This window comes from Agathobaculum sp. TL06 (assembly GCF_054658635.1).
This window is the reverse complement of record NZ_BAAGGY010000077.1, coordinates 1-355: the sequence shown is the minus strand read 5'-3', so window position 1 is coordinate 355 and position 355 is coordinate 1. Positions and strand designations below refer to the sequence as shown.

At 63.1% G+C, this 355-nt stretch carries 1 protein-coding gene; it reads right to left on the bottom strand.

Annotated features, from left to right (window positions below; all coding sequences use genetic code 11):
* Nucleotides 1-355, bottom strand: a 355-nt coding sequence (locus tag ACYQ3S_RS15695) for a heavy-metal-associated domain-containing protein (protein WP_459690308.1), incomplete at both ends; no start/stop codon positions are given.

The following is a 355-nucleotide window of genomic DNA, read 5'->3' as shown; positions in this document are numbered from 1 at the left end:
ATAACCTGCGTCTCGCTTTCGATGGACTGGCAGATTTCGCGGATGCGGGGCAGCAGAGCGTCGGGGTTTTCGCCGGTCACGCGGAGCTGTTTGGTCTCGTAGACCAGCACGCAGTCGTCCACGCCGTTGAGTTGGCTGATCTGGTGCTGCATCTCGGCGGCACAGTGCGCGCAGCCGAGATTTTGGATGGTATACACCCGCTGGTTCGCGCGGCGTTTGGGCGCGGGGGCGATAACCTGCGTCTCGCTTTCGATGGACTGGCAGATTTCGCGGATGCGGGGCAGCAGAGCGTCGGGGTTTTCGCCGGTCACGCGGAGCTGTTTGGTCTCGTAGACCAGCACGCAGTCGTCCACGC